Source organism: Myxacorys chilensis, from assembly GCF_059505265.1.
Window position 1 is genome coordinate 71,842 of sequence record NZ_JCACKG010000177.1, and the last position, 19,888, is coordinate 91,729.

Below are 19,888 nucleotides of genomic sequence, written 5' to 3' on the forward strand. Positions count from 1 at the left end.
AGAGTTCTTATTCACAAACATCAGTCTAATCATGGCAAACTGTAGAGCAGAAGTACTGAATCGCTCTATGGACTCTATGTGGCTAAAGATTCTGTATTGCCCAAAAGAAGAGCTAATTCTTCTTAGGCTCCCATCCAGCAGGCATTCGAGCGCCAGTTAGGGTCGTACCTTCAAGCGTCGCCCCAGCTAGTTTTACCCGTACCAAATTGGCGTTTTGCAAGTTTGCTCCGTTGAGATTTGCACCTCGTAAATCAGCTCCTTCTAGCACTGCCTTTTGAAGATTGGCTTTAGAAAGGTCTGCACCCCGCAAATCTGCACCATAGAAGTTTGCCTCTTGCAGATTTGCCCCTTGCAAGTTTGCGTCCTGAAGTTGCACAAGGGCAAAGTTCGCGCGATCGCCAACTGCTGTCGTTAAATTGGCAAAATTCAGTTTAGATCCCTGAAAAGCAGCCTCTGTTAGGTTCGCGCGGGTTAAATTAGCGCCTTCTAGCACCATTCCATAAATACTGGCTTTAGACAGATCACAGCCTTGACAGTCATTGGTGTTAATGAGTTGATCTACTTGGGTTGGATCTGCCGCTAACACAACCGAACAGATCCCAAGACCCAAAGCAGCTTGCTTCAAGGCTTCGGTTGCCGTTGCAGTGAACGTTAATACCGAACGAGGAATCATAAGAGTACCATCCATTCACTAAAACTATGGGTGAGATGAAATCAGATCCTCTAAGCTGAGAGATAGCCAGAGGAAACGAAACAATGGATCAATATTACAATTCAGAACACCTTCCGAAGTTTGGAGAAATTGGCGAGGGCAACCCAGAGTTAGCTGAAAAGTTCTTTGCATACTACGGGGCTGTGTTTGCCGAAGGAGCACTATCAAAACGCGAAAAGGCGCTTATCGCCCTAGCCGTGGCTCATACGGTTCAATGCCCCTACTGCATTGACGCTTACACCAAAGAAAGCTTGCAGCAAGGATCGGATTTAGAACAAATGACAGAGGCAGTGCATGTGGCAACAGCAATTCGGGGTGGATCATCGCTGATTCATGGCTTGCAGATGCTCGACCACGCCCACAAGCTGACAATGTAGCTAATAGCTAAAAAACTGTAGATAAAAAACACTGTGTTCCTATAAATCCATCACTTAACATCATGCAGACTTCCGATCGCACGTCTCCGACCAAATTATCCTTGCTCAAACGCCATTCTCCTCTCGCATCGGCTCAATATCAACAGGATAAATTAGCAGAGGTTGCACTGTCGCACACCATACAGGGAGGAGATTTTGCAGCAACACTGTCTGCTCATGGCGTCCCTGCATTAACGCCTGCGAAGTTAGACATCTTTCAAATCAACATCGGCAAGCTGTGTAATATGGTGTGCCGGCATTGCCATGTAGATGCGGGACCTGATCGCACGAAGGAAAATATGACGCGTGAAACCGTCGATCAGTGCTTGCAGGCGTTAGACCGCACAGAGGCACAGACGGTTGATATTACAGGGGGTGCGCCAGAACTCAATCCGCATTTTCGCTACTTGGTGGATCAGTGTGTGGCGCGAGGCAAGCAGGTGATCGATCGCTGCAATTTGACCGTGCTGTTGCTGCCGGGAATGGAAGAGTTGCCCAGTTGGTTTGGCGATCGCGGCGTTGAAATTGTCTGTTCTCTCCCTCACTATCGTCAACGCAACACGGATGCGCAGCGAGGCGATGGCACGTTTGAGCGCTCAATCGAGGCGCTTCACCGTCTCAATGCAGCAGGGTACGGTAAAGGCGATTCTAAGCGGCAACTAACGCTGGTGAGCAATCCGGTTGGAGCGTTTCTTGCTAGTAGTCAAGCGAAGTTAGAGCAGGAATGGAAGGCCGGATTAGAGAAATATCAGGGCGTGACCTTCGATCGCTTGATCACGCTCAACAACATGCCTATTTCTCGCTACTTAGAATGGCTAGAGCAGTCGGGCAATTTACAGAGTTATATGGAAGTGCTGGTAAATGCGTTCAATCCTGCCACAGTTGAGGGGTTAATGTGCCGCAACACGCTTTCAATTGGTTGGGATGGACGAATTTTTGATTGCGATTTTAACCAAATGCTGGATCTGACCTGTCGGGATGAGAAGCAGAAACCTTGGCACATTCGCGACTTTGATCCCGAACGTTTAGCACAGCGACAAATTGTAACGGGTCGCCATTGCTTTGGCTGTACAGCAGGGGCAGGAAGTTCTTGCGGAGGAGCGCTGGCTTAACTGACAAGGGACAAGTTAAATAAAGAAACCTCTACCAATAGAGGTTTCTGATTTCTTTGAGAAATCGCAGACCTAAATACGCAGTTTCGATAGTGTTGTAGACCTACAGTTGAACGATCGCATTGCCCTTGAAAGGGATCGAAGCCGAGCAGGTCTATAACACTACCCGCCGTTTCTTAGGTTCATGTACTTAACCTGAGATTGAATCGTGGCGGATTCACAAGCACTAGCAGGAGAGGTCTAAGTACCCTAAGCAATTCTTTGGCTTCTGTTCAGGGTGCTAAATTTTGCGCTACCATTGTTTAAGTACGATTATCCCATCGATAAACCGTAGATTAGAAGCAAGTCATCCTGTAGTGGCATTACGGAAGTTAGCTTAGGAGGCAACTATGGCAACATCAATTATTTCTAATTCAAATCAGCGTCCAACCGTAACTCGCATTCGGTTACGCATTCCCAAAAATTATCATCAAGAGCCAATCATCTCTCGATTGGTATCGGACTATCACCTCACCGTTAATATAGTGTCGGCGTTGCTGGGAGCCAATGCTCAAGGAGATGGCTGGTTTGATTTGGAGCTTCGTGGCAAGGCAGCACAGATTGATAGTGCGATCGTTTATATTTCAGAATTAGACTTAGAAATTTTGGATCAAGATGGTCTAAGTCAGGATGGCTGGTAAACTGCTGCTAACACATTTGCTAATACAACTCCGCTAATACAACAGTTACAGCGGCACAAGCTGATTTATTAGCAGCTACACTTGTCGGCTCAAAGCTGCCGCGATCGCGCGGATTAAAACTTCTGGCTCAATCGGCTTGATTAAATGCTGTTGGTATCCTATCTCAAGCGCTTTTTGACGACCACTGACAGAGGCGTAAGCCGTCAGGGCAATGGCAGGAATTTGGCGGACGCATTCTGAAATTTGATGGGAGCGCGACGCTGTGCGAATCTGCCGCAGTAGGGCATAACCATCGACGCCTTCCAGCCCAATATCACTGACTAAAATATCAAATGGATCCTGCTCCAAGGCGTTAAGCGCCGCCCGTGCAGAAGGAACACCCGTGACGACCGCGCCCTCTTGCTCTAGAAGAAACGCGATAAATTTCAAGGTAGAAGGCTCATCTTCCACTACAAGTACCCGGACACCGTATAAATCAAACACTGACGGTTCGGTGGGCATCTGAGCGCTGGATGCCATATGAGGGCTGAGGGGCAACCGAATCGTAACTGTTGTGCCCTGTCCTGCTCCAGCACTAGTAGCTGCGATCGTGCCACCATGCGCTTCGATCAGTTGCCGAGAGAGCGATAGCCCCAGCCCCAGCCCGCCAAACTGACGCGTAATGGAACTATCCTCCTGCCGAAAGCGATCAAACACAAAGGGGAGAAAGTCTGAATTAATTCCTTGCCCGGTGTCGCTAACCGTAATTTGAGCCATGCCATTTGCTTCGCCACGTTCAGACGGCGATCGCTCTAAGTTAACGGCAATGGAACCCTGTGGCGGCGTGAATTTAATCGCGTTAGTGAGTAAGTTCCAAATCACTTGTTGGAGCCTGCCTGCATCACCCATGATCTGTCCAACATCTGAATCAAGCTTGGTTTTGATTCGAATCGACTTGGCATCAGCCGCGAAACGCACAGTGTCAAGCGCATTTGCAATCGACTTAATCAGCGAGACAGGCTCTAGATTCAGAGCTAACTTGCCCTGCACAATGCGTGAGAGATCTAGCAAATCATCGACAAGTTGCGCCTGAAGTTTGGCGTTCTGCTCAATCGTTTCTAGCGCCTCTTGAAACTTTACTTCTGGCAGTTCTTTCGTTCGCAACACCTTAGCCCAGCCCAAAATGGGGGTGAGCGGAGTTCTCAACTCATGGGAGAGCATAGCAAGAAAGTCATCTTTCGTTCGACTAGCTGCTTCTGCTTCATCCCGCGCCACTTGTTCTTGGCGGAGTAAATGTTCTCGCTCTTCCTCAAGGCGCTTGCGCTCGGTGATGTCGCGCTGAATTGCTACAAAATGAGTTATGTCGTGATGAGCGTTCCGAATCGGAGTGATGTTCCACTCGACGTAATATTCACTGCCATCCTTATGATAGTTGATCGCTTCTGCATGAAAGGGCTTGCCCTGCTCTAGCGCCTGACGCAATCGGTCAAGTAGCGCACGGTCTGTATTAGGGCCTTGCAAAAATCGGGGCGTTTTTCCTAACGTTTCCTCGATCCTGTACCCAGTCATGCGGCTAAAAGCAGGATTGACATACACCATCTCAGGACCCGGTGAGTTGAGATTGGCAGTCGTAATTACGATCGAGTCTCTCGACTGCTGCACCGCAGAGAGTAGCAGTTGGATTGCTTCTTCTGCAACCTGCAAGTCTTGTAGGGCACTGGTCAACCGTTCAAGGGATTCGGTCAACCGGCTTTTTTGCTTTTGCGGCAATTGCTCAGCGTTCTGTTGAAGTTCAGCCACCCGTTTTTGGACGTCTTGGATCTGTTCAACAAATTCGTCTCCGTTCACAAGCTCTCTTTCAGAATGCAGTTATCTTTGCCATTGTGAGCAATGAAATGCCTAAAAACATTCACATTTAGAAAGATTTAAGATGGAAAGATTTTGGAGAAACAGTTATCGAGAACGGTCTGAGCAGCCCCTTTACCACAACATCAGGCTAAAAATTACAGACGCCAGAATATCGCATCTCTATCCTGCTATGGAATGATAATCTTGCTATTTAGTGAGAATATGATTTCATCCCGATTTTATTCACGGAGGCGGGAATCCTAATAGGAATACTTATTTTTAAGGATCTGTCAGACCGCATGAAAGCCATGTTCAAGTCAACTCTTTTAGCCAAGCCGCGCCTTTTAGCAACCGTGGCACTGTGTTTAGGAATGACTGGACTTCTAGCTGGACTATCGATGGCGGCTCCTCATGCGGATAACTTACCGTCTTCTGCGTGGTGGCGATTGAAAGTGCAAGGACAAGCCAATACTGTTCACGATCGTCAGTTTAAAGGATGCCTATTTGGCGACTCCATTTCATCGGGGTTGGGAAATTCGCTAGGACAGTCTACCTTTAATTTCGCGATCGGGGGACAGAGCTCGGTCTCAATGCTGGCACAGTTAAAAATGCTATATGCGTCCAATGTGCAGTGCAGAAAAGCAATCATTGCGATTGGGACGAATGATGCTTGGTATGTCATCGACAACAGAGCATTTGCCAATAACTTAAGGCAGTCGATCGCGATTGTTCGAGCGATGGGCGCGACAGAAATCACGGTGTTGCCTGCTTTTTATTCCACGATCGCGGCTAGTCTTGACCCTAGCAAAGCAGGATCGATCGAACGAGTAGATGAGATCAGCGCCTTAATTCAACAAGTGGCAGATCAAGAGAATGTGCAACTCGATGGCTCAGACCTCCAACCTCTGTTTAACGATCACAGTCTCAAGAGCGCTCTTACCTCCGATGGGGTGCATTTGAATGACAGTGGCAAACGCATCTACCGACAGGTATTAGTAAAACTGTTTAACGGTAGAATGATTGGCTCTGCTAATTTTTAATCTGCTAATTCTTAAACTGCGGCTCACGGCTCCACAACATTGACTAACCGAAACCAAGCGATGCGGCAGATTTGCGCCAAGGCTTGCTGCATCTCTGTGGTGCGATCGTGCTGCAATCGTTGCTGAAAGGTCTCAAGAATTGTCGTTTTGGTATAGTCTTTAACCGCCACAATAAACGGAAACTCGAACTTAGTTTTGTAAGCCTCATTGAGCGATTGGAACTGCTCATATTCTGCGGACGTTAGTTGATTGAGTCCTGCCCCGGCTTGCTCTTGAACCGAAGCATCTGCCATTTTCGCTTTACTGCCCAAATCTGGGTGAGCGCGAATCAGCGCAAATTGCTCTGTCTCGGTCATAGCATTAACCTGCGCGACCATCTTTTGATGTAGATCTGAGCGATCGCAAAACGGGCGCTGGTGATAAATCTGCTGTGCGATCGCAGGAGTCTCCTCAAACACAAATCCCAACGCTTCAACAAACGCCGCCTGATCCATTCCATTTAAGGCTGAAATTGAATACATCATGATGGTTGCCGTTGTCCCCTACACCATAAAGCAAAACGGCAGAATGGAAATATGGAAAAATTACCAACCATTTTGATTCCACCCGCTCTGCAAAGGCTTACCCCTACGGAACGATTAGAGATTTTACGTCAAACGGTTCGCCCTGTCGGAATCCACCATAGCGCTCCTAAAGGTCACTCAGAAACCCAATTTGAACGAGATTTGTGGCAGTACTTTCCGGGCAAAATCTATACCGGATTGCTGGTTCAGCGTTCTGGTTTACAGCAACCGTATGTGCCTGATTTTGCCTACATCGATTCAAGTGTGCTCCACATTGATATTGAAGTCGATGAACCGTATAGCCACATTTCAAAGCAACCGCTACACGTGTTGGACTGCCCTAAAGATGCGGCTCGAAATCAGTTTTTTCTGGATCAAGGGTGGGTTGTGATCCGGTTTAGTGAGGCTCAGGTGGTGAAGACTCCAGCAAGTTGTTGTAAAGCGATCGCAGCTACGATCGCCTCCTTGACGGGTAACAATGCCTTGATGACTCCATTCAGGCAAATTCCCACGCTCAAACCTGAGCGGCGTTGGAGTCGAGAGGACGCACAACAGATGGCAGACAGTGCCTACCGCGATTCTTATCTATCGAGCGCGTCGCAACCGGAACCTCAGAAAAAACGGCGACGGCAGAATCAAGCGAATCAGTCAGCGGCGATCGCCAATAGCCAGCTAACGTTTTACTGTCCGATCTGCGGTGAAGCGGTGCGATGGCAGGGGCATTATGTCCAGTGTTCAACGTGTGGCAATGACCAATTTGTGGTGTGATCTTGCTTTTACCGTGGAGTCTGATTGACAAGTTCTCGTCCGCGCCATGTCCAACCCCATCCGGTTTCAACTTTGATGATTGACGCTACTGCGATCGCGCTCACTACAATTCCGCCAAGTCCCGCCAACCACCAGTACCGTGGAGGAATGTTCGTCAATTGCTGAGTCACTCGCCGCATTGGGTAGTGCAGAACTATGCCGATTAAAGCCAACGCGGCTGCGGCAATCGTCCAACCATCAAAGCCAACCACAATGCCCCTTGTAACGGCAATCAGCAGTCCCAGGAGCGGCACTGCAAACACCAAAAATGTGATGGATGCTGTGTAAAGCGTGGCACGCCAATTTCGGTTCGATCCCAAGTGCCAATTTTTCGTCCATCCTTCCCACAATGCCGAAAACGACTGATACATTCTCACCTGTGCCAATTCATGACCCAAGCCGTACCAGAGTTTGAGGCGATGCTGCTTAATGCGTCGCCCTAGTTCAACGTCTTCTACCACATAGTCAGCCACGGCACGATGTCCGCCAATCTGCTCATACGCGCTGCGACGAAACAGCATAAAGGGTCCGACCGCAAACACCCTTTCATTATCCAGGTCATTAACGCTTGCAAACTCATATCCGACTGCCAGCAGATTTGCGATCACCGGCTGGGCAATCCATTCTGCAAAACAAGCGCAGACGATCGTCATCCAAAAGGTCAGCAGGTCGATCTGTTCCTGCTGGGCAAAAGCGACTGTCGTTTCTAAGCAGCCAGGTTTAAGCTGCACATCAGCATCTAAGAATAAGAAATAGTCGCCTGTCGCCTGTGCTACTGCTTGAGTACAGGCCCAGTTCTTGCCCATCCAAGTTTGATTGACGGGGCGAGGCTGTCCGGCGATGAGTTTCAAGCGATCGTCGTGCCGTGAGGATTGGAGCAGTTCAACGATCGCAAAGGTTTCATCGGTCGATTGGTCATCGACAACCAAAACTTCTAGTTGATCGGCGGCTAAATCAGTACTCTCTAATACAGAGATCACGCACGTTTCAATGTTAGGCGCTTCGTTGTAAGCCGGGATGATCACTGAGATTTTGGGTAACGTCTGGCGCAACGAATCGGAAACAGAACCGGGAACGAGGGAGATTGCTTGAGATGCAGAGCGACGCAGATTATTGAAAAACAGCGCGATCGCAACCAGCGACAAACCCAGAACAAGGCATAGCAATAGCACGTTGAAACCCTTATAGACACAGCAGGCGATTCTCGCCCTAGCTTAGATTGTAGGATGAGGTGTTTAGCATGACGCTTCGATGTGATACTGCTCGAAGTGGCTGATGATGGCACTCCGATCAAATGTCTCTACATCATCTCTTACATAATTCTTTCTGAGAATTGAAGCAATCGCTTCTTAAAAATTGAAGCAATCACTCATATCAGTCACAATGAAGGTATGAATCGAGTTGATTACCTCCGAATCAGTCTGATCGATCGCTGCAACTTCCGGTGTCAGTACTGTATGCCCGAAGGAACCGATCTCAACTACGTCCTGCAACAGAATTTGCTGTCGCAGAATGAATTGCTGACGCTGCTACGAGACGTGTTTATTCCCGTCGGATTTACTCGGTTTCGATTGACCGGAGGAGAACCACTCATTCGCCCCGGCGTGGTAGACATTGTGCGGGCGATCGCATCTCTACCCCAAACCCAAGATCTCTCCATGACAACGAACGCCTTTTTGCTCTCTGGCATGGCGCAAGATCTTTACAACGCTGGCTTACGGCGAATTAACATCAGCCTCGATTCATTAGAGCCTGAAACCTTCGACAAAATTATTGGACAACGCGGGAGATCTCGCTGGCAGCAAGTGTGGAATGGCATTCAGGCGGCATATGAGATAGGCTTTAGTCCCCTAAAGCTAAATGTTGTTGTCATTCCAGGGGTGAATGATCACGAAGTACTAGAATTGGCTGCCCTAAGTCGCGATCGCGAGTGGCATATTCGATTCATCGAATTCATGCCTATCGGAAATAGTGAATTATTTGACAACAAAGGCTGGATTGACTCAGAAACGATTCGTCAGCAAGTCAAGCAACGCTGGGGACTGACCGAAGCTTACGTAAAAGGCAATGGCCCTGCTGATGTATTCAAAATTCCTGGAGCAAAAGGGACACTAGGATTTATTAGTCAAATGTCAGAATGTTTCTGCGATCGCTGTAACCGAATGCGGCTCTCGGCAGACGGATGGTTACGCCCATGTTTGCTCAATGAAGTTGGACAGCTTGACCTGCGAACGGCTCTAAGATTAGGGGTTTCGACCGTGGAACTACGACAACAGGTGAGTGATTTACTCATGCTCAAGCCTGAAATTAACTACAAACAGCGAGACTCAGGCACAACAGGAACCTACGATCGCACCATGTCACAAATCGGCGGCTGACTTTAGATGCGTCTAACTCTGATATGGCTACTTTCAAAGCTGGAAAGAATGTGGATCTGAGATTGTGAGGTGGCAACTCTAGAATGGTATTGAAAAGCACATTTTTAGACGAAAAGCAATTCTTCACTAGAAGAAACTGTCCCTGCATACTAGGGTCAGATCATTGGTGAAATAGATTGCGATCGTGAAACAAATTTGGCAGAATAAGTGACGTTGAATATTATTTAACAACTCTGCTGCCTCGGTCATCTACCTACATCTACAAATTCTCCTGACAGGATGAAGAATCTTTGAGCAAGCTTTTATACCAGGTCAGCAGTCCAGTCTTAATAAAGCATTTGCTCTTTTCTCAAGGAGCAAACAGTTTAGATCGGCACAAACTGAGGCGACGGTTTCAATGCCTCAGTGATAACATTGCGGTGAACGCGTTTGAGGGCTTACTGTGATCCGTTCTGCAACACTCACTCCTCTGTCTACTCTGCCTTCTCTGCCTGACAATAATCGTCTCCGGCTGCTTTCTGGCTCAGCGAACATTGCGCTTTCTCAAGAAGTTGCACGCTACCTAGGCATGGATCTCGGTCCGATGGTGCGGAAACGGTTTGCAGACGGCGAGCTTTACGTTCAGATTCAAGAGTCCATTCGAGGGTGTGACGTTTACCTGATTCAGCCGACGTGCCGACCCGTAAACGATCACTTGATGGAACTGCTGATTATGATTGATGCCTGTCGGCGGGCATCTGCAAGGCAAATCACGGCGGTGCTGCCCTACTATGGCTATGCGAGAGCCGATCGCAAAACAGCGGGACGAGAATCGATTACCGCCAAGTTAGCTGCCAATCTGATCGCACAAGCTGGAGCAAACCGCGTTCTTGCGATGGATCTGCATGCGGCTCAAATCCAAGGCTATTTTGATATTCCGCTAGATCATGTGTATGGTTCTCCAGCCCTGATCGACTATCTTAAGAGCAAACAACTTCCCGACATTGTGGTGGTATCACCAGATGTCGGAGGGGTTGCTCGGGCGAGAGCCTTAGCGAAAAAACTCGACGACGCTCCGTTAGCCATCATTGACAAACGACGTCAAGCCCATAATGTCGCCGAAGTCATGAATGTGATTGGGGATGTGGCAGGCAAAACGGCAGTGCTGGTCGATGACATGATTGACACCGCAGGTACGATCACAGAAGGAGCGAAACTACTGCGTCAAGAAGGAGCGCGCCAAGTATATGCCTGTGCTACTCATGCAATCTTTTCGCCGCCTGCGATCGAGCGCTTATCGAGCGGCGTTTTAGAAGAGGTCATCGTAACAAACACGATTCCAGTGCTTGAAAAAGATCGCTTTCCGCAATTGACGATTCTCTCGGTGGCAAACGTCCTCGGTGAAACCATTTGGCGGATTCACGAAGATAGCTCGGTTAGCAGCATGTTCCGGTAAAATCGCCGATTAATTTGTCTAGGTGTTTAGGGTTGGTATCTATTGCCACCCTATATTTTTAGGTGAGTTACTAATTGAGATAGCCGCATTAGAGTTTCACCTGCACACCAAACTATGAGCACAAAGCGAAACTCCGGCTTCACTTTAAACACCGCTTGGTCTTCGGTTGTAGCGATTTTTTTGTATTACAGAGTTTCTATCTAAACTGCAACTTTAGAGGTGTCGTAGCGGATGTTAGCTTGCTTTAATCGGTCGAGGGCTTCACCCAAGCGATCGCACTCGGCAATTAAACTGATTCGTACATAGCCTTCGCCGCCTGCACCAAACGCATTTCCTGGCGTCACTACCACTCCCGTTTGCTGTAGCATCGAGAGCGCAAAATCAGTTGATCCCATACCAATCGGGCAAGGAATCCATAGATACATCGTGGCTTTCGGTTTAGGAATCGACCATCCAAGTTCTGACAAGCCTTGAATTAAGAAATCTCGACGGCCCCGGTAGCGTTCTTGCACATCGAACACATACTTGTCAGGTAATTGCAAAGCAGTTTCGGCGGCGGTTTGCAAAGCCGCGAAAATGCCGTAATCTAAATTCGTCTTGAGGGTGCGTAATCCTTGAATGACATGGCGATTGCCAACCACAAACCCAACGCGCCAGCCTGCCATATTGTATGTTTTTGACAACGTGTGAAATTCAACCCCAATCTCTTTTGCGCCTGGAATTTCTAGCAAGCTGGTCGGCTGATAGCCATCAAACGCAAGTTCTGCATACGCCTGATCGTGAACCAGCAAAATTTCATATTTGCGAGCAAACGCAACAATGTCCTTAAAAAATTCGCGGGGTGCAGTGGCAGTCGTTGGATTACTCGGATAGTTGAAATAGAGAATCTTTGCACGCCTAGCGACATCATCAGGAATGGCGGCTAAATCAATTAACCAATCGTTTTCTGCGGTCAGAACCAATGGGTAAAGTTCTGCTCCAGCAATTAAGGGACCGCGAAAATGGGGCGGGTAGGATGGACTTGGAACTAGAATCAGATCGCCTGGATTAATATACGCCAAAGCGAGATGCGTTAATCCTTCTTTCGAGCCTAGCAATGGCAGTGCTTCACCATCGGGATCAAGCTCAACATTGTAGCGGCGACCATACCAGTCGGTAATTGCACGGCGGAAATTTGCCGTGCCTTCAAATGGAGGATAACCATGATTTCGAGAGTCTTCTAGCGCTCTGATTGCCGCTTCTATAATCGGTGCTGGAGGCGCTCCATCTGGGTTTCCCATTCCCAAATCAATCAGATCAACCCCTTGCGCTCTCGCGTTGGCTTTCAACTCATCCAATCGAGCAAACACGTATTGAGGCAGAGAACTTAAGCGATCGGCAGTCGAGATCCAAGACAGGCTCATGGGAACGTGAGGAATGAATGACGATAAAAAGCGGCTACAGGTTGGCTATTCTACCTCAGAACGTAGCTCAGGATACACCGCCATAATGTCTGGTTTTGCGCTCAAAGCAGGAGCCGTAGTTGAAACCATCGCGGCCATCAGTTGAGAGGGAGCGACCATAAAGGGCAAGCGATGCAGATCGGAAGCAGGTAGACAAGCGATATCCGCCGCATGATTTAGTTCAGCGATCGTAATCTCATTTAACCCCAAATCGGCTAAGGTCTGCGGCAAACCGATCTCGCTATAAAACTTAAGCAACTGCTGCCGCGAAGTTGCCGCAAGCTGATTACCCTGAACCATTTCTTCGAGCCGCAGTTGCACCAAAATTCCGTATGCTACTTTCTCACCGTGCAGCGCACCATGACTTGAGAGCAAATGCGTCAGTCCGTTGTGAACCGCATGAGCCGCTACCGTGCGACACTGCGCCCCGCCGATGCCGCCAATCACACCTGCCATCAATACTGAAGCGTCTACGACCTCTTGCCAATCCTTTCCGCCCGGTTCGTTTAAGGCCGCCGCAGATTTTTGAAACAGAATATCGCGCAGGACTCTCGCTTGCTGAACGGCAGCAATGAGGAGCGTTTTATCCGATTGACCACTACTGACCGAGGCTTCGTACCACTTGGCGATCGCGTCTCCAATTCCTGCAACAAGCGTCCGTTGAGGAGCCGTTGCAACCAAGTTATAGTCTAAAACTAGTAAGTCTGGACATTTCGCTAAGCCCACATCATAGAGAAACGCATGTTGCTCGGAATAGACGTTCGAGAGGGCTGTCCAAGCGGCACAGGTCGCCGCAGACGTTGGAATGGTCACAATCGGCAGCTTGCACTGATATGCCAACAGTTTCGCGGCATCTAAAGCTTTACCACCCCCAACCCCAATCACCAGATCCGCTTGATGATCAGCAACGGCTTGCTGCATCGATTGAAGGGCTGTTTCACTACAGTCTTTACCGTAGGAAATTTTGGCGCTTCCTAAATGGTGCGCTTTGAAGAGCGGCTTGAGGCGCGGTTTAATCAGATCTAATGTGCGATCTCCGCCCACGACTAAGGGACGTGATCCCAGTCGGGCGATCGCGTCTCCCATCTGCTCTAAAGCATTAAATCCTCGAATCACTTGAGCCGGGGCAATCGACAGCGAGATCAAAGCATCAGTTGCAGTAGCCATGTCAGAACGTTAAGCGTTGGATTGAGAAAGCTGAGCCACGCGATCGCGGTAGATATCAAATGTCGCTTGGGGATCGTCACGCTTGGAGAGCGATCGCTGAACTTCACCCAAATATAATGGCTGAGAAACGCCTGGCTTGGGATGCGTAATCGTGCGGACACGAATTTTCATGCGATTGCTGCCTTGCGATAACCGTCCAGGTGAAAATAGATCTAAAGAGGCTTGGTGCATCGTCGCTTCGAGTTGAGTCTCGGTTACGGTGGGAGGCACAACAATCACAATCTGTGCAGCTCCAGTATCGAACACCCGCGAGTAATGCACAGCGTTCGGAATGCTAGGACGGGTATAAAGGGCAAGGGCAAGGGCAAAAATTCCGCCCGTCAAAACTGTCATAAAGCCTGTGGCCCCAACCAATCGGAAGCGAAAGCCCCACTTAAACAGAAACGCCAAAATCGTGAAGACCGCAAAGGCGATCGTGGCAATGCCAGACCATTGAGCGCTAGTAAAGAGTTGATCAGTTTCAAACATAGTGGGGAAAGGAGAGGAACAACGCCTTATTCGTTGCTGACAAATTCAGCCGGTTGAGTAGACGATTCTAAAGCGGCTTTCAAAGTATGCCAGGTTAGAGTGGCACATTTGATTCGGACGGGGAATTGAGAGACGCCTTGCATCACATTGAGCTTCCGGTGTTCTGTCGGAAACTCAGCCTGACCCTGCATCATCGTTTGGAAGCGCTGCACCATTTCTAGAGCTTCTTCAGTCGTTTTACCGCGCATTGCTTCTGCCATTAGATCGGCGGATGCCATCGCGATCGCACAACCTTCGCCCTCAAACCGCACATTTTCGATGCGATCGCCCGCTTCATTTAGCTGCACCGTCAACTCGATCGTATCGCCACAGGACGGATTGTGCCCGCGCTGATGGCGATGAACTGGCTCTGTCACGCCGCGAAACTTGGGCTTTTTGTAGCGCTCAAGAATAACTTGCTGATAGAGATCGCGTAAATTACCCGTAGTCATGAGTTTTTCTTTCTCTGCACAAGCTCTATTTCTAATTCCATCCTATCAGGGTCTCCCCTAATCGACCCTGCAAGACTCCCGCTCCAATCTATTCGCGTTTCCCCTACACCCCATTTTTCCCACACAATCGGAATTGAAATTTGATACTCTATCCAAATACTCTTGGGGAACAATGGCGTGGACATTCAAATTGGCAGGGGCAAAACCGCTCGCAGGGCTTACGGATTCGATGAAATTGCGCTAGTTCCAGGAGGGCGGACGCTCGATCCAAAACTAGCAGATACCCGCTGGAGCATTGGCGGCATCGAACGAGAAATTCCGATCATCGCTAGTGCAATGGATGGGGTCGTTGATGTCGGTATGGCAGTTCAACTCTCGAAGCTGGGTGCACTAGGGGTGCTGAATTTAGAAGGCGTGCAGACGCGCTACGACGATCCCAACCCGATTCTCGATCGCATTGCATCGGTAGGGGCAACCGAATTCGTTCCTTTGATGCAAGAACTGTATTCGCAGCCAATCAAGCCGGAGTTAATCGAAAAGCGCATCCAAGAAATTAAGCAGCAGGGCGGCATTGCGGCAGTGAGCGGAACCCCGATCGCGGCGATGAACTATGGACAAATTGCGGCAAATGCAGGAGCCGATTTGTTCTTTATTCAAGCCACCGTGGTTTCGACTGCCCATCTCTCACCCGACGCGACTACCCCGCTCGATCTTGCCAAGTTTTGTCAGGACATGCCAATCCCCGTCATTCTCGGCAACTGCGTGACCTATGACGTAACGATGAACCTGCTTAAAGCAGGAGCTGCTGGCATTATGGTTGGCATTGGTCCGGGTGCCGCTTGTACTTCTCGTGGTGTTTTGGGGGTTGGTGTTCCTCAGGCGACGGCAGTTGCAGACTGCGCGGCAGCTCGCGATGATTTTTATCACGAAACTGGAGCCTACATTCCGGTGATCGCCGATGGAGGTTTAATTACCGGAGGCGACATTTGTAAATGTATAGCCTGCGGCGCAGATGCGGTGATGATTGGATCGCCCTTTGCCAGAGCGCAAGAAGCACCAGGACGCGGGTTTCACTGGGGTATGGCAACGCCAAGTCCAGTTCTGCCAAGAGGAACTCGCATCCGAGTCGGCACAACTGGAACCCTAGAGCAAATTTTGCGAGGTCCGGCTCAGTTAGACGATGGCACTCACAACCTACTAGGGGCACTGCAAACCAGTATGGGAACCTTGGGAGCAAAAGACATCAAGGAAATGCAGCAAGTCGAAGTTGTGATTGCACCATCGTTATTAACCGAAGGAAAAGTCTACCAAAAGGCACAACAATTGGGGATGGGCAAATAGAGCCGTCTTTCTGAGGTACGATGAGTTTTAACTACAAACATCGCGCGAAAAACTTTAAGAACTGCGAACCACTGATTAGATTCTGATCGCTTTCTTAAGAGTTTACCTGTCGTTTTGTGAAGCACTGGTAAAACTAAATATGTCGTCTACAATAAAGGGAGCGGAGACGCATGTTTCCGTTCACTCCTCACACCACACTCCGCCTGAACTCCGGTTCAGGCGGTTCCTTTTTAAAAGGGATGAAGGATGAGGGATGAAGGGGAACCGTGATGGAAGACTTTGCAAGACTGACTCACGCGCATCCATAATTTTTTTTCTATCCTTCTGTTTTGTCCCTGCGAAGCGTTGCCGAAAGCGTTCCTCGTCTATTCATCTCATTTCCCTTCATCCGCATCTTTGTCTCCTACCTCAGGACAAAAATTGTATCTATTTGTATATGCACTGCAACCGCGACATGTCGTTTTTGCTATGGTAGAATTTCTGTCAAATGAGCATAGGCAAGGATTTTCAGGCATGTCAGCAGCCGCACAAGTTACAGACTCTACCTTCGACCAAGAGGTGCTGCAAAGCGAGGTTCCCGTTTTAGTCGATTTCTGGGCACCCTGGTGCGGTCCCTGCCGCATGGTAGCGCCTGTGGTAGATGAAATCGCAGCGCAGTTTGAGGGCAAGGTCAAGGTCGTAAAAGTCAATACGGATGACAATCCCAGCATTGCAAGCAAGTATGGCATCCGCAGCATTCCCACTCTCATGATCTTCAAGGGTGGACAGCGTGTAGATATGGTGGTCGGCGCAGTGCCGAAGACAACGTTGTCGAACACGCTAGAGAAGTATCTCTAGACCGGGTTTGGTATCTGTTGTTCAGCTTCATCTGTTCAAATCCATTCATCATACTCCAACAGTATTTAGCGCCTCAGCCCAAGCTGGGGCGTTTTTCGGTATTGCTGAGGTCTTACGACCTGTCGGAATCTCGACTAAAATAGAATGCCACCGCGTGGAGGAGTTCATGGCTGTTGATCCTTCGGACCTTGCAAACCAAAATCCTTTTGAAATTCATAGAACAAACCGTCCGTCGTTGAACATAGAGGCGCTTCGAGCGACGGTAAACCAGTTAATTGATCACCTGCCGAAGCTGGAACATGGCGATATGGTTGCTCAGGCGTTGAGTACGATCGCGCGGGTTGCTGGAGAAGACATTGAGCGATTGGACTGGAAGATTCTCAATGCTTCTGTTCAGGATATGGAACGGGCATTCACTACGTTTTATCCTTACCGCCACGTTCGCAAAATTGCCATTTTTGGCTCTGCCCGGATTCAGCCAGGCACGGCTGAGTATCAGATGGCGAAAGAGTTTGCTCGGTGTGTAACAGATCAGGGATACATGGTGATTACGGGTGCAGGTGGTGGCATCATGCAAGCGGGTAACGAAGGAGCAGGAGGCGAGAATTCCTTTGGTCTCAATATTCAACTCCCGTTTGAGCAAGGCGCAAATCCGTTTATTGAAGGCGATCCGAAGCTGATTCCGTTTAAGTATTTCTTTACACGAAAAGTCTTCTTTTTAAGAGAGAGTGATGCATTGGCACTGTTTCCCGGTGGATTTGGGACACAGGATGAGGCATTTGAGTGCTTGACCTTGACCCAGACCGGGAAAGCCGCTCCTGTGCCTCTGGTGTTGATTGACAAGCCAGGTGGGAACTATTGGCACGATTGGACAGAATACATTGATAAGCAACTTCTAAAGCGGGGGTTAATTAGCCCTGACGATCCAAGCCTTTATACCCTGACCGATAATTTGGAAGTAGCTTGCGATGCGATTTCGAGTTTCTACCAGGTCTATCACTCCAGCCGCTATGTGGGACATCAATTGGTGATGCGGTTGAAGTCAGAGCTATCGGATGAAGCGGTGCAAAAACTCAACGATCGCTTCAGTGATATTTTAGTAGCTGGCAGCATTGAGAAAAGCCAGGCGTTACCTCAAGAAACGAGAGACGAGACCGCCGACTTACCGCGTCTGATATTTTATTTCAATCAGAGAGATTTGGGACGGCTCTATCAAATGATTCGCGCAATCAATGAGTGGGGCACGCCTTCGCTGGAGGACTCGGCTCATCCAGAGCGCAAATAAGCAAAGAATAGAGGAACGGACGACGAATCAATCCTATCGCTCACCGATTCGCCATCCGTTCCATTGTTTAGAGACCATTACTTGGAGAGGGGTCTGGAGGATTAGCTTGTGACCCAATTGACTAGGGTTCTAACGCCGTATCCGGTTGCGCCTGCTCCGTTGTAGCCGTTTTCCTTATCTGCCCACACGGGTCCTGCAACATCCAGGTGAGCCCACGGAGTGTCCTTAACGAACTGTTTGAGGAAGATTGCCGCAGAGATTGCACCGCCTGCGCGAGCGCCTGTGTTTTTCATGTCTGCGATGCCAGACTTCATGCTCTCGAAGTATTTTTCCTCCATCGGCATCCGCCAGAGTTTCTCGCCTGCCTGTTCGGACGCACTGACGAGTTGATTTGCCACGTCGTCGCTCGGACTCCACAACCCAGCAATGCTGTCACCGAGTGCAACGACGCAAGCTCCAGTGAGCGTAGCGAGATCAACGATCGCATCGACCTCTAATTTCTCTGCATACACCAGCGCATCGGCTAACGTTAAGCGTCCTTCGGCGTCAGTGTTGTTGATTTCGATCGTTTTACCGTTGGAGGCCGTCAAAATATCGCCGGGGTGAATGGCTCGACCGCTAATCATGTTCTCGGTTGCCGCTACGATGAAATGCACTTCCACATCGGGTTTCAGTTGCGCGATCGCTTTGGCGGCTCCCAGCGTTGCCCCGGCTCCTCCCATGTCGGTTTTCATCATTTCGATGCCGCTCCCGGCTCCTTTGATATTGAGACCGCCAGAATCAAAGGTTAAGCCTTTGCCAATGATTGCGACTTTCTTGCGTGCTGCGCCATCGGGTCTATAGATCAAATGAATGAATTTTGGCGGCAAATCAGAAGCTTGAGCCACGCCTAAAAAGGCTCCCATACCCAGCTTTTCGCAGTCTTCTTTTTCAAGAATTTCTGCTTGTAAACCAAATTCCGACGCGATCGCACTAGCAGTTTCTGCCATAGTGACTGGCGTCAGATAATTTGCCGGGGCCGCCACTAATTCTCTGGCTAGAAACACGCCAGAGCAAATCTTGTGCGCTTTTTCGATTGCCGCCTCTTGCCCAGCTAGCCCCAGTAATTCAATTTGCTCGACAGGTGGCGTGTCATCGGGTTCTGATTTGAAGCGGCGATCCTCATACAAGGCTAATTCAGCCCCTTCTGCGATCGCTTGGGCACTAGCGGCGGCATCATTGTTAAAGATCGGCAAACTGATGCCCACCATTTTGCAGCGATCGCGCTTCGCCAGCTTCGCGGCGGCGGCTCCTGCCCGTCTCAGACCTTCTAGCGTCATTTGGTCTGATTTGCCCAGCCCGACTAAAATCAGCTTACGAATGGGGCTACCTGCAATCCGAGTCGAGGCGCTAGTAGCAGGTTTACCCTTAAATTCTACATCGGCGATTAAATCTTTGATCGCGCCGGATAGCTTGCCATCTAACGTTTCCAGATTGCCTGTAAGAGCAATCCCATCTTCAAACATGCCGATCGCTAAACCCTCTCCTGACCATTCTAGAATCGACGTTCCCGTTGCTTGTAAATTCATCCAGTACTACCTTCATTTGGGTTCAACCACTGTTTTCTAGTATTGCTCAAAAACAAACGATGAGGCCGGGCTTTAGCCAGACAAATCGCACGAATTCCAGATAACTGACTTCAGTAATTAAAGGTATATCAAGTACCTGTTAAATTTGAAGTTCCGTATATGTAATTAGATGGTAAAAGAGTAGTGTTAACCATTAGACTTACGCTAAGCTCGGCAAAAGTAAGGCTTGTGAGATATCCCTAGCTTAATTAATCGTCAA

19 protein-coding genes are annotated in these 19,888 nt (G+C 49.1%); 10 read left to right on the plus strand and 9 right to left on the minus strand.

Annotated elements, in window-relative coordinates; genetic code table 11:
- Positions 1 to 112 precede the first annotated feature (112 nt).
- Positions 113 to 688: a pentapeptide repeat-containing protein gene (locus AC5JLB_RS14905; RefSeq protein ID WP_495874613.1), complete on the minus strand. Its 576-nt coding sequence runs from the start codon at positions 686 to 688 to the stop codon at positions 113 to 115.
- A gap of 68 nt (positions 689 to 756) precedes the next feature.
- Between AC5JLB_RS14905 and AC5JLB_RS14910 the strand changes: the two genes are divergently transcribed.
- The 3 genes from AC5JLB_RS14910 to AC5JLB_RS14920 all read left to right on the plus strand — a co-directional run bounded on the left by AC5JLB_RS14910 (position 757) and on the right by AC5JLB_RS14920 (position 2,920).
- Positions 757 to 1,089 (plus strand): arsenosugar biosynthesis-associated peroxidase-like protein, encoded by a 333-nt coding sequence (locus AC5JLB_RS14910; protein WP_495695130.1) that lies wholly within the window; start codon positions 757 to 759, stop codon positions 1,087 to 1,089.
- A 62-nt stretch (positions 1,090 to 1,151) separates the two neighbouring features.
- Complete coding sequence (arsS, locus tag AC5JLB_RS14915; protein WP_495874614.1) at positions 1,152 to 2,240, plus strand: arsenosugar biosynthesis radical SAM (seleno)protein ArsS; 1,089 nt, start codon at positions 1,152 to 1,154, stop codon at positions 2,238 to 2,240.
- Positions 2,241 to 2,629: 389 nt separating this feature from the next.
- Complete coding sequence (locus AC5JLB_RS14920; RefSeq protein ID WP_495874615.1) at positions 2,630 to 2,920, plus strand: NIL domain-containing protein; 291 nt, start codon at positions 2,630 to 2,632, stop codon at positions 2,918 to 2,920.
- Between the two features lie 75 nt (positions 2,921 to 2,995).
- Here AC5JLB_RS14920 and AC5JLB_RS14925 read toward each other — a convergent pair whose 3' ends face one another.
- A complete protein-coding gene (locus AC5JLB_RS14925; RefSeq protein WP_495874616.1) occupies positions 2,996 to 4,747 on the minus strand; it encodes an ATP-binding protein in 1,752 nt (583 codons plus the stop codon).
- A 308-nt stretch (positions 4,748 to 5,055) separates the two neighbouring features.
- Here AC5JLB_RS14925 and AC5JLB_RS14930 point away from each other — a divergent pair, with 308 nt between their 5' ends.
- Positions 5,056 to 5,787: an SGNH/GDSL hydrolase family protein gene (locus tag AC5JLB_RS14930; protein WP_495874617.1), complete on the plus strand. Its 732-nt coding sequence runs from the start codon at positions 5,056 to 5,058 to the stop codon at positions 5,785 to 5,787.
- 23 nt (positions 5,788 to 5,810) lie between these two features.
- On the opposite strand, the gene uraD is transcribed toward AC5JLB_RS14930, so the two are convergent.
- Positions 5,811 to 6,311, minus strand: a complete 501-nt coding sequence (gene uraD, locus AC5JLB_RS14935; protein ID WP_495874618.1) for a 2-oxo-4-hydroxy-4-carboxy-5-ureidoimidazoline decarboxylase — start codon at positions 6,309 to 6,311, stop codon at positions 5,811 to 5,813.
- 51 nt (positions 6,312 to 6,362) lie between these two features.
- On the opposite strand from uraD, the gene AC5JLB_RS14940 reads away from it, so the two are divergent.
- Positions 6,363 to 7,118: an endonuclease domain-containing protein gene (locus AC5JLB_RS14940; RefSeq protein WP_495874619.1), complete on the plus strand. Its 756-nt coding sequence runs from the start codon at positions 6,363 to 6,365 to the stop codon at positions 7,116 to 7,118.
- A gap of 8 nt (positions 7,119 to 7,126) precedes the next feature.
- Here AC5JLB_RS14940 and AC5JLB_RS14945 read toward each other — a convergent pair whose 3' ends face one another.
- On the minus strand, positions 7,127 to 8,329 hold the full coding sequence (locus tag AC5JLB_RS14945; RefSeq protein WP_495874620.1) for a glycosyltransferase family 2 protein: 1,203 nt from the start codon (positions 8,327 to 8,329) through the stop codon (positions 7,127 to 7,129).
- A 219-nt stretch (positions 8,330 to 8,548) separates the two neighbouring features.
- Between AC5JLB_RS14945 and moaA the strand changes: the two genes are divergently transcribed.
- On the plus strand, positions 8,549 to 9,535 hold the full coding sequence (gene moaA, locus AC5JLB_RS14950) for a GTP 3',8-cyclase MoaA (protein WP_495874621.1): 987 nt from the start codon (positions 8,549 to 8,551) through the stop codon (positions 9,533 to 9,535).
- A gap of 442 nt (positions 9,536 to 9,977) precedes the next feature.
- Positions 9,978 to 10,970: a ribose-phosphate pyrophosphokinase gene (locus AC5JLB_RS14955; protein WP_495874622.1), complete on the plus strand. Its 993-nt coding sequence runs from the start codon at positions 9,978 to 9,980 to the stop codon at positions 10,968 to 10,970.
- Between the two features lie 200 nt (positions 10,971 to 11,170).
- Here the strand turns inward: AC5JLB_RS14955 and AC5JLB_RS14960 are convergent, their stop codons facing one another.
- The 4 genes from AC5JLB_RS14960 to sufU are packed head-to-tail and all read right to left on the minus strand — an operon-like array spanning position 11,171 to position 14,598.
- The gene (locus tag AC5JLB_RS14960; protein ID WP_495874623.1) at positions 11,171 to 12,373 is read right to left on the minus strand and encodes an aspartate aminotransferase; all 1,203 of its coding nucleotides are present in this window, start codon (positions 12,371 to 12,373) and stop codon (positions 11,171 to 11,173) included.
- Positions 12,374 to 12,418: 45 nt separating this feature from the next.
- A complete protein-coding gene (locus tag AC5JLB_RS14965) occupies positions 12,419 to 13,579 on the minus strand; it encodes an iron-containing alcohol dehydrogenase family protein (protein WP_495874624.1) in 1,161 nt (386 codons plus the stop codon).
- A 9-nt stretch (positions 13,580 to 13,588) separates the two neighbouring features.
- The gene (locus AC5JLB_RS14970; protein ID WP_495874625.1) at positions 13,589 to 14,107 is read right to left on the minus strand and encodes a Ycf51 family protein; all 519 of its coding nucleotides are present in this window, start codon (positions 14,105 to 14,107) and stop codon (positions 13,589 to 13,591) included.
- 26 nt (positions 14,108 to 14,133) lie between these two features.
- Positions 14,134 to 14,598, minus strand: a complete 465-nt coding sequence (gene sufU / locus AC5JLB_RS14975) for a Fe-S cluster assembly sulfur transfer protein SufU (protein ID WP_495695143.1) — start codon at positions 14,596 to 14,598, stop codon at positions 14,134 to 14,136.
- Between the two features lie 177 nt (positions 14,599 to 14,775).
- Here sufU and AC5JLB_RS14980 point away from each other — a divergent pair, with 177 nt between their 5' ends.
- From AC5JLB_RS14980 to AC5JLB_RS14990, 3 genes are all read left to right on the plus strand, one after another.
- Positions 14,776 to 15,939 carry a GuaB3 family IMP dehydrogenase-related protein gene (locus AC5JLB_RS14980; RefSeq protein ID WP_495874626.1) on the plus strand — a complete coding sequence of 388 codons (1,164 nt, stop codon included), beginning with the start codon at positions 14,776 to 14,778 and terminating at the stop codon, positions 15,937 to 15,939.
- Positions 15,940 to 16,407: 468 nt separating this feature from the next.
- Positions 16,408 to 16,776 (plus strand): thioredoxin, encoded by a 369-nt coding sequence (trxA, locus tag AC5JLB_RS14985; protein WP_495874627.1) that lies wholly within the window; start codon positions 16,408 to 16,410, stop codon positions 16,774 to 16,776.
- 166 nt (positions 16,777 to 16,942) lie between these two features.
- Positions 16,943 to 18,061 (plus strand): LOG family protein, encoded by a 1,119-nt coding sequence (locus AC5JLB_RS14990; protein WP_495874628.1) that lies wholly within the window; start codon positions 16,943 to 16,945, stop codon positions 18,059 to 18,061.
- A gap of 101 nt (positions 18,062 to 18,162) precedes the next feature.
- On the opposite strand, the gene AC5JLB_RS14995 is transcribed toward AC5JLB_RS14990, so the two are convergent.
- Entirely contained in the window at positions 18,163 to 19,629 is a 1,467-nt protein-coding gene (locus AC5JLB_RS14995; protein ID WP_495874629.1) for a leucyl aminopeptidase, read from the minus strand.
- Positions 19,630 to 19,888 lie beyond the last annotated feature (259 nt).

Coding starts and splice junctions, on each gene's coding strand:
- AC5JLB_RS14905 (WP_495874613.1), bottom strand. CDS start 688: ATGGATGGTACTCTTATGATTCCTCGTTCGGTATTAACGTTCACTGCA.
- AC5JLB_RS14910 (WP_495695130.1), top strand. CDS start 757: ATGGATCAATATTACAATTCAGAACACCTTCCGAAGTTTGGAGAAATT.
- arsS (WP_495874614.1), top strand. CDS start 1,152: ATGCAGACTTCCGATCGCACGTCTCCGACCAAATTATCCTTGCTCAAA.
- AC5JLB_RS14920 (WP_495874615.1), top strand. CDS start 2,630: ATGGCAACATCAATTATTTCTAATTCAAATCAGCGTCCAACCGTAACT.
- AC5JLB_RS14930 (WP_495874617.1), top strand. CDS start 5,056: ATGTTCAAGTCAACTCTTTTAGCCAAGCCGCGCCTTTTAGCAACCGTG.
- uraD (WP_495874618.1), bottom strand. CDS start 6,311: ATGATGTATTCAATTTCAGCCTTAAATGGAATGGATCAGGCGGCGTTT.
- AC5JLB_RS14940 (WP_495874619.1), top strand. CDS start 6,363: ATGGAAAAATTACCAACCATTTTGATTCCACCCGCTCTGCAAAGGCTT.
- moaA (WP_495874621.1), top strand. CDS start 8,549: ATGAATCGAGTTGATTACCTCCGAATCAGTCTGATCGATCGCTGCAAC.
- AC5JLB_RS14960 (WP_495874623.1), bottom strand. CDS start 12,373: ATGAGCCTGTCTTGGATCTCGACTGCCGATCGCTTAAGTTCTCTGCCT.
- AC5JLB_RS14965 (WP_495874624.1), bottom strand. CDS start 13,579: ATGGCTACTGCAACTGATGCTTTGATCTCGCTGTCGATTGCCCCGGCT.
- AC5JLB_RS14970 (WP_495874625.1), bottom strand. CDS start 14,107: ATGTTTGAAACTGATCAACTCTTTACTAGCGCTCAATGGTCTGGCATT.
- sufU (WP_495695143.1), bottom strand. CDS start 14,598: ATGACTACGGGTAATTTACGCGATCTCTATCAGCAAGTTATTCTTGAG.
- trxA (WP_495874627.1), top strand. CDS start 16,408: ATGGTAGAATTTCTGTCAAATGAGCATAGGCAAGGATTTTCAGGCATG.
- AC5JLB_RS14990 (WP_495874628.1), top strand. CDS start 16,943: ATGGCTGTTGATCCTTCGGACCTTGCAAACCAAAATCCTTTTGAAATT.
- AC5JLB_RS14995 (WP_495874629.1), bottom strand. CDS start 19,629: ATGAATTTACAAGCAACGGGAACGTCGATTCTAGAATGGTCAGGAGAG.